The organism is Gemmatimonadales bacterium (assembly GCA_030697825.1).
Taxonomy (GTDB): Bacteria; Gemmatimonadota; Gemmatimonadetes; order Gemmatimonadales; family JACORV01; genus JACORV01.
In genome coordinates this window covers 1-8607 of sequence record JAUYOW010000181.1, presented here as the reverse complement: position 1 = coordinate 8607, position 8607 = coordinate 1, and the positions used below count along the sequence as shown (strand labels likewise).

The window sequence follows — 8607 nt, the reverse complement described above, 5'->3', positions numbered from 1 at the left end:
GTAACAAGATACTGCTTGCCATCCACGTCGATTGTGAAGGCCGTGCCTAAACTGGTGCCCCACCGTACGCGGAAGACCCTATGGACGACGTTGGCTGTGATCATGGTGGCCTGGTAAAGTGTCCGCGCGGCCTAACTAGTAGTTTACCCTACTTGTCTTCCAGTCCCGGCCGCCGTTCGAGCGATAACTCGGCCTACACCGTGCTTATGCGACAAACCGGCGCATAACTCGGCGCGCAACGGCCCGGGTCGGAGCTCGCGTGATAACTCGGCCTACACCGTGCTTATGCGACAAACCGGCGCATAACTCGGCGCGCACCAATACGGCGCGCCGCCACCACCCGGCAGTCCCCAGCTAGCCGGACGCAGTGATCTAGTCCCGCGTAAGGTTGGCATCGTTGTTCGTGAGCTTCCGCACCTCACCCGCCGCCATTATCGCGGCGTCCACGTCGCGAGAGAGTGCGCGCGCCTGCTGGGTCGCCGCAGTCAGGTCACCCAACGCCTCCGCCACGCCGGAGGACCTGAGCCGCAGCAGGTCGAACCGCACGTTCTGCATCGCGAGCAGGCACGACTCGAGCTGGGAGGACAGTGCGGCCCGTCTCGTCATCAGGTGGGCCACCTTCTGCCGCTGCTGCTGGAGAAGCGTCATTCGGCGCTCCCGTTCGGCGCTGGGCGGCTCCTGCTCCATGGCGGCGATCCGCGCCTCGAGCTTCTCAACCGAGCCCATGTCGATGTCGCGCTCCAGCGCATTGAGGGTGCGCGCGAGGTCGGTAGCCCGCTCCAGGAGCTGGTCCACGGTGGGCGCGATCTCCGGTAGGAGCTTGCGCTCCGACTTGGGCATGCGCTCCAGCATCGCCAGCACCGCCGCGCGGTCGCTGCGCGCCTGCTCGATCCCCTCCGTATGCGCGCCGAACTCGTCCGCCGTGAGCGGAGCGAGCATGCCGGCACGCGTCGTCTTCGCCTCCACGGCGTCGGGCGCGGGGGGCCGATGGATGACGTCGCGCCACGAGTAGCCCGTGGTCCACAGTTTCGCGTAGTCCTTGGCGAGGCCGAAGCCCCAGAACACTATGGGGAACAGCGCCCAAGGAGGATCGAGCTGCGTGGTAGCGATGTTGAGGAGCACGAGCATCCCGTTGACCGCGGCAAAGGTCGCGGCCTTGCTCCGGAAACGGGTCACCACCAGCGGCTCGCCGGTGCTCTTGGCGATCCGCTTCAGTTCCTCCTCTTCCCGCTCCTTCTCCGAGCGACGCCGCTCTTCGCGCTCGGCCCGGCGGCTGACCCGACGCCCCGGTTGGTCGCCGCGTTGCAGCGCCTGCCCTGCGCGCTCCTCCGCGCGCTCGATGGCACGGCGGCCCCTGTCCAGCGCCCCGCCCAGGCTGTCCAGCGCCGCGCGGTCGGCGCCCGGTCGGCGGCGTGCCCCCGCCCGCGGAGGCGGTGCCGTATAGGTGTTCGTCTCGAGCGCGCGCCGCAGTGCATCCGCCGTCGGCCACCGGTCCTCGGGGTCCTTCTCGAGACACCGCATCACCGTCTGCGACAGCTCTTTGGGAGTTTCGGGACGCTTCCGCTCCACCGGCGCCGGCAGCTCCATGATCTGCTTCATGAGCAGGCCAGGGACGGTCGGGGCCTGGAAGGGCAACTCACCGGTCAGCATCTGGTAGGTGACGACTCCGAGGGAGTAGAGATCGGATCGGCCGTCGATCTCCCGCTCGCCCGCAGCCTGTTCGGGGCTCATGAAGGCCGGCGTGCCGATGGCGACCCCGGCTTCGGTGAGCGTGCCTCCGCTTTCTGAGGACAGCGCCTTCGCTATGCCGAAGTCCGTGACCATCACCCGCCCCCTCGTGCCCTCGAGGAGGATGTTGTCAGGCTTCACGTCGCGATGGATGACGCCCTGCTGATGCGCGGCCGCGAGCGCGTCCGCGGCCTCACGCATGATCCGGCGCGCCTCGTCCACGGAGAGCCGGCCCCGGCGCTTGAGTCGCAACCCCAGTGACTCGCCGTCAACGAACCCCATGATGAAGTACACCAGGTCGTTGGCGTCACCGACCGCGTGAATGGGAACGATGTTGGGGTGGGACAGCCGGGCCGATGTCTCCGCCTCACGCATGAATCGGGCGCGGATGTCGCCGCGGTAGGCGAGTTCAGGCGGCAGGACCTTTACGGCGACCGAACGCTTGAGCCGTTCGTCCTTCGCCCGGTAGACGACACCCATGCCGCCACGGCCGATCTCGCCTTCGATCGTGTATGCGGAACCCAAGGCGTCGGCCAGGCGCGACTCGAGTCCGCGGTCGCCGCTCGATGTCATTGCATCATCACCGGCATTTGGGGCATAGATTAGTGCCAGTACGTGAGATGAGCAACCGTAGCCTGCCACAATGGCACGGGTTCCGTGGCCGCATGGTGGCACAATCGCTGCTCAGTTGGTGTTGAACCGCTAGAGCACTCAACCAGATGCCGTGAGCCGCCGATGACCGAACGAATGACTCTCCCCGTTCTCCCGCTGCGCGACATGGTCCTCTTCCCCGAGGTCACCGCGCCCGTCAGCGCCGGACGCCGCGGCACCCTGCGCGCCATCGAACGAGCCCTCAAGGACGACAAACGACTGATCTTCACGGTCGCCCAACGGGAGAACACGGAACAGGTTTCAGCAGGCAACCTGTACACCATGGGCACGGTAGCCCACATCGGGCAGATGCAGCGAGGCTTGGGTGGCGTGCAGCTCGTGCTCCACGGCGAGTTTCGCGCCGCAATGCTGCACTGCCAGGAGCGCGACGGCTTCCTCGAAGCGGTACTGCACGAAGTGGAGGACATCCAACCCGCCGACCCCAAGGACTCGCTCTTCCAGGCGCTCCACAAGGAGGCGCGCGAGCGCGCCGCGGAACTCGGCCAGAAGAGCGGCCTTCCCGAGGAAGTGGTCCAGCAGGTGCTGGACTCCGTCACCGACCCCGGCAGGTTCGCGGACCTCGTCGCCGGCTACCTGGAGCTGAAGACGCCGGAGCGGCAACAGCTGCTGGAGACGCTGGCCGTCGAAGACCGGTTGCGCCGCGTGCTGGTGTGCGTACAGCGCCAGATCGCCGTGTCCGACGCCCAAGAGGAGATCAAGTCGCAGGTCCAGGAGGAGATCGGCGAGCGGCAGAAGGAGATCTACCTGCGGGAGCAGCTCAAGGCGATCAAACGTGAGCTGGGCGACGGAGACGAAGATCGGGAGATCGCCGAGCTGCGGGAGAAGATCGAGAAGCTCCAGTTGCCTGAGGCGGCGCAGAAGGAGGTCGAGCGTGAGTTGGGGCGACTCGAGCGCACGTCCAAGGAGTCCATGGAGGCCCAGGTCATCCGTACCTACCTCGAGTGGATCGCCGAGTTGCCGTGGAACACGCGCTCTGACGATCTGCTCGACTTGCCGCGCGCGGAGCAGGTGCTCGAGGAGGATCACTACGGCCTGAAGGACGTGAAGGAAAGGGTGCTCGAGTTCCTCGCGGTCCGCCAGTTGCGTGAAGCGTCACGGCAGGCCACACCGGAAAGGGAGGCCGGGGAGGACGACCGGCAGACTCCCGGCCAGGAGGACGACCATCTGCTGTCGAAGGGGCCCATACTGCTCTTCATCGGCCCTCCCGGAACCGGCAAGACATCCATCGCCAAGTCGATCGCCCGCGCGATGGGCCGCAAGTACGTGCGGATCTCGCTGGGCGGCGCGCGCGACGAGGCCGACATCCGCGGCCACCGGCGCACCTACGTCGGCGCCATGCCGGGCCGCATCATCCAGGGGATGAAGCAGGCGGGGACCAAGAACCCGGTCTTCCTGCTCGACGAAGTGGACAAGCTCGGCGTGTCGTTCCAGGGCGACCCGGCGGCGGCGTTGCTGGAAGTGCTCGACCCGGCCCAGAACGATTCATTCACGGATCACTACCTGGGCGTGCCGTTCGACTTGAGCGAGGTGCTCTTCATCACCACGGCCAACTTCCCGCAGAATATCCCCGGCCCGCTGATGGATCGGATGGAATCGGTGGAATTCAACGGTTACACCGAACACGAGAAGCTGGCCATAGCCAAGCAGTACCTCATCCCGCGCCAGCTCAAGGAGAACGGACTCGACACCGGGAAGCTGCAGATCGACGACGCAGCGGTGCGGGTGGTGATCGGCGGCTACACGCGGGAGTCGGGCGTGCGCCAGCTCGAGCGTGAGCTGGGACGGTTGTCCCGCAAGGTGGCGCGGCGGATCGCCGGTGGCTCCCTGCAGCTGGTCACGATCGCCGAAGCCGACGTGAAGCGGGACCTCGGCCGGCCCAAGGTGCACCCGGAGCATGCCGCGGCCCTGGACGCCGTCGGCGTGGCGACGGGGATGTACTACACTCCCATGGGTGGGGACATCATGTTCGTCGAAGCCTCCCTCATGCCGGGCAAGGACGAGCTGGTGCTCACCGGGCACCTCGGCGACGTGATGAAGGAGTCGGCCCGGGCCGCTCTCACCTACGCCAAGACCCACGCCGAGAAGCTCGGCATCCCTCCCGAGGCTATCCGCGACCGGGACGTACACATCCACGTGCCGGCGGGCGCCATCCCCAAGGACGGTCCATCGGCGGGCGTCACGATGGCGACCGCCCTGATCAGCGCGCTGACCGGGCGGGCCGCTCGGCACGACGTCGCGATGACCGGCGAGGTCACGCTCAGCGGCCGGGTGCTGCCCATCGGCGGGTTGAAGGAGAAGGTGCTGGGCGCCGCGCGCGCGGGGATCCTGGAGATCGTGCTGCCCCGGGAGAACGAGCCCGAGCTGGACGATCTTCCGGACGAAGTGCGCCGCACCCTGATCTTCCATCCGGTGGATGACCTGGAGGAAGTGCTGCAAGTGGCGCTGGTCAGCCGGGAGGCGAAGGTCGTGGACGAGCTGGTGGGTTCCGCGGGCAAGAAGCGCTAGCGTTCGCCGGCCGGCCGTCAATGCTCACCACCTGAGCCGCCGCATCAGGCGCTGCGCCATGCCGCGCGCGCTCGGCTCGGTTCCATCGATGAAGTACTCGTGGTAGGACGCGTCGGTCGAGTCGTTGGTAGCCAGCGCGCCGTCGCGCCGGCGCACTCGCACGGTCACGAGTCCGGGCGGCGGCTGCCAGGCGGCCGGCACCGGAAGGTGCCGGTAGGCTTCGCGCGCGAAGAGGCTCCAGATCGGCGCCGCGAGTGTGCCTCCAAAGGCGCCCCGCGCGATGGTCTGCGGCCGGTCGAACCCCAGCCAGACACCCGCGACGAGGTTCGGGGTGAAGCCCACGAACCAGACGTCAGCGTTGTCGTTGGTAGTCCCCGTCTTGCCGGCCATCGGCAGGCTGGCAGGCAGGCCGGCGCGCCGCGCGGCCGTGCCCGTCCCCCGATCCACCACGTCCTGAAGGATGCTCACCATTTGAAAGGCGACTCGCGGGTCGAGCGCTGGTGCGGCCACGGGCGCCGGCGCCTCGTAGATCGGGTTCCCCGCGGCATCCTGAACCAGCGTCACGATCCGCGGCGGGGTGTACGCGCCGAGGTTGGCGAAGGTGCCGAATGCGGCGATCAGCTCGAGCGGACGCACGTCCGCCGCACCGATGGCGGTGGCCCCAAACGGCGGGATATCGGTAGTGAGCCCCATCCGCCGCGCGGTCGCCACCACCGAGTCCATCCCGGTGCTGAGGGCGAGGCGGATCGCCGGGATGTTGATCGAGCGTGAGAGGGCGGTGCGCGCGGTGACGGGGCCGCTCCACGTCCCGTCGCTGTTCTCGGGTGTCCAGCGGGTGCCGTCGCCGTTCGGCAGGGAGAGCGGCGCGTCGTTCAGGATCGTCGTCGGGAGCGCGCCCTGCGAGAACGCCGCCGCGTAAACGAAAGGCTTGAAGGCCGACCCTGCCTGACGGTTGCCCTGCACCGCGCGGTTGAACTCGGAGTCCCGGAAATCGCGGCCGCCGATCAGCGCCAGCACGTCCCCCGACTGCGGGTCCAGCGCGACCAGCAGGCCCTGAAGGTATGGCGTGTGCCCGGCGCCCGGCCGGGCCGGCCGAGTGCCGTACCGCGGCCAGCGATATGCGGGCAGGCTCTCCACCTGCGCGAGGCCCAGGGCGAGCGCGGTGTCGGCCGCCCTCTGCAACGCGGGATCGAGCGTGGTGTTGACTATGAGGCCGGCCGTGTTGACCGTCGTCAGCCCGTACCGCTCCACCAGCCACTGACGTATCCACTCGACCACGTACGGGGCGCGAACGCTGTAGCCATCGTTGGGGACGACCCGCAGTGGCTGGCGCAACGCCGCGTTGAGCTGCGTCTCGGTGAGGTAGCGCTGGCTGTACATCAGACGCAGCACGACGTTGCGGCGCTGAAGCGCCCGGCCGGGATGCGCCCGAGGATCGTACTGCACCGGGGACTTGGGGAGAGCCGCGAGCACCGCCGCTTCGGCGATCGTGAGGTCGGTCGCGCTCTTGCCGAAGTAGTGCCGCGACGCCGCCTCCAGGCCGTACCAGCCGTGCCCGAAGTTGATGTAGTTGACGTACGCCTCGAGGATCTCGGCTTTGGTGTGGCGGCGTTCGATGGCGCGGGCGAGCTCGGCCTCCCGCAGCTTGCGCGAGATCGAGATGTCGCTGCGGTCAACCAGCCCCATCGCTCCGATCAGCTGCTGCGTTATCGTGCTGGCGCCGCGCGGACGCCCGCCGAAGCCGCGCATGAGATTGTCCCGAAGCGCGCCGACCACCCCGATGACGTCCACCCCATCGTGTTGGTAGAATCGGCGGTCCTCGGTGGCGACGAACGCCTGGCCTACGTAAGGCGGAAGGTCGATGATGCGCGCCCAGCTGCGCGACTGAGGGCCGATCTCAGCCAACAGACCGCCCCGGCGGTCGTACACCACGGTTGAGAGCGGCGGCCTGACGATGGTCACGACCGTGTCACGCGTCTGCGCGACGGCCGAGGCTGGCATAGTCATCAACCATACGGTTGACAGCGCTGTCAGGAAGCGGCTAGCGCCATGCACAGTAGTCCGCCAGGAGCTGAGTGAGCGTCCGCGCCGCCCCGACGGACCCCGAAGCAGCCGACGTGCTGCCATCAAGCTCCAGCGCCACCAAGCCGACCGCGGCAGCCGTCGCGACAGCGCTCACCGCGTTCGGATCCACGTCGTCTCGGAAGTAACCTCGCCTCTGGCCCTCGGTGACGGCCGTGCCAAGCCGAGCGAGCAGACGGTCCCTCCAGTCCCGCACCAGCGCAGCGGCAGCTGGAGGGAATTCAGAGTCACTGCGCGCTCCCGCCACGATTCCCACGACTCCGGGAGCAGCCCGCAAGCCGTCGAGAAGATCGGTGATGACTGACTTGATCGCGCCTGAAGGGGAGTCCCCGCCGCCATCGTCTCCCCGCAACCGACCCAAGAGGCCCGACACTGCGGCGGTGAAAAGTCCTTCTTTCGACTCGAAGTAATGAAAAAGCAGCTGCTTGTTCACGCCCGCCGCCGCCGCAATGCGCTCGACCCGGCCGCCGGCCCAGCCGGCCGCCGCGAATTCGCGCTCGGCGGCCCTGAGAATGTCGGCTTTCCTGGATCGGAGCGCGGTCTGCATGCTGTTCTCAACCGTTCGGTTGAATAAACCTAGTGCCGGGGAGCAATGCCCGTCAACGACGGCGGGCCGCCGACGGCGGTGGCCACCCGGTACCCAGGTCGTTCCAGTTGAGCAGCGCGTTGAAGGCAAGGGCGAACGACCCCTGAGTCTCCCACCGCCAGAACGGCCGGATGGCGAAGAGCACCACATGGCCGGATCCCACCTGGACGTCCACCACTGCCGGCCTGCCGGCGAGCTCCGAGCCACCGTCCAGGAGGCCGGAGACCAGCAGCGAGTCCTGCCGGGCGTGGAACCCCAGCACCACGCGGGGCCGCATCCTTCGCTGGTCGGCGAGAACCGTCGAGTCGCGCTGCCGCTCGCTGCCACGCTCGGTCGTCGTGTCGACCTGAAAGAGCGGCGACTGGTTGAAGTAGACCGAGAGCGTGTCGGGATAGCCATAGACGATGGGGCTACGACGGTCGTGCACGACTGACCGCACGATGCTGCCACGCACCCTGAGCTGCCGCGCGTCGCTGATGTCCACGCCCGGTGCGAGGCCGAACTCCACGGGAACCGATGCCGTTCCACCTTCCGTGATCAGCACGCCCCCGCTCCTGATCCACTCATCCAGCCGCGCCATCCCGGCAAGCCCGATGCCGGGGCGCACATCGTCCGTCTCGTCGTAGCCACCGAGGTTAGGGGTCTCGCTCGTTCGGCGCCACGGGATCGGCGGACCCGCGAGCGGCTGTCCGTTGACGATCGCACGGGCGTTGTCGGTCACGTACGGCAGCACCAGCACATCGAGGCCCGCCAACCGCGCGCTATCCCGGAGTTGCTGCGTCGAGAGATAGGTGTACGGGATGCCGAACCGGTCGAAGGCGTATCGGACCCAACCCTCGTTCTGCGTGTTCTGCCAGGAGTGAACCAACCCGATCCTCGGCAGGTCCAGCTCGTGGCGCGCCACGCTCGGCACATCCCGCACGCCGGAGGCCGCAAGACCGAGCGATTCCACCGCCTCGCGCACGGTCCGTTCTACGGTGGCGTCGGCCAGCGGAACGATGACCGTGCCGGCGGGATAGCTGGCGGTCCCGACG

Annotated in this window: 5 protein-coding genes; 1 reads left to right on the top strand and 4 read right to left on the bottom strand. The window is 68.0% G+C overall.

Features of this window, described 5'->3' with window-relative positions; all coding sequences use genetic code 11:
* Positions 1 to 372 precede the first annotated feature (372 nt).
* A complete protein-coding gene (locus Q8Q85_09570; protein ID MDP3774501.1) occupies positions 373 to 2301 on the bottom strand; it encodes a protein kinase in 1929 nt (642 codons plus the stop codon).
* 162 nt (positions 2302 to 2463) lie between these two features.
* Between Q8Q85_09570 and lon the strand changes: the two genes are divergently transcribed.
* Entirely contained in the window at positions 2464 to 4905 is a 2442-nt protein-coding gene (gene lon, locus Q8Q85_09565) for an endopeptidase La (GenBank protein MDP3774500.1), read from the top strand.
* Between the two features lie 24 nt (positions 4906 to 4929).
* Here the strand turns inward: lon and Q8Q85_09560 are convergent, their stop codons facing one another.
* The 3 genes from Q8Q85_09560 to Q8Q85_09550 form a co-directional block, all read right to left on the bottom strand.
* Positions 4930 to 6906 carry a PBP1A family penicillin-binding protein gene (locus Q8Q85_09560; GenBank protein MDP3774499.1) on the bottom strand — a complete coding sequence of 659 codons (1977 nt, stop codon included), beginning with the start codon at positions 6904 to 6906 and terminating at the stop codon, positions 4930 to 4932.
* 40 nt (positions 6907 to 6946) lie between these two features.
* Positions 6947 to 7534 (bottom strand): TetR/AcrR family transcriptional regulator, encoded by a 588-nt coding sequence (locus Q8Q85_09555; protein ID MDP3774498.1) that lies wholly within the window; start codon positions 7532 to 7534, stop codon positions 6947 to 6949.
* A 52-nt stretch (positions 7535 to 7586) separates the two neighbouring features.
* On the bottom strand, positions 7587 to 8607 hold a 1021-nt coding region (locus tag Q8Q85_09550), incomplete at its 5' end, for a hypothetical protein (protein ID MDP3774497.1).

What these genes read in the sequence shown, in the direction of transcription:
- Q8Q85_09570 (MDP3774501.1), bottom strand. Translation starts at nt 2,301, where the DNA reads ATGACATCGAGCGGCGACCGCGGACTCGAGTCGCGCCTGGCCGACGCC.
- Q8Q85_09555 (MDP3774498.1), bottom strand. Translation starts at nt 7,534, where the DNA reads ATGCAGACCGCGCTCCGATCCAGGAAAGCCGACATTCTCAGGGCCGCC.
- lon (MDP3774500.1), top strand. Translation starts at nt 2,464, where the DNA reads ATGACCGAACGAATGACTCTCCCCGTTCTCCCGCTGCGCGACATGGTC.
- Q8Q85_09560 (MDP3774499.1), bottom strand. Translation starts at nt 6,906, where the DNA reads ATGCCAGCCTCGGCCGTCGCGCAGACGCGTGACACGGTCGTGACCATC.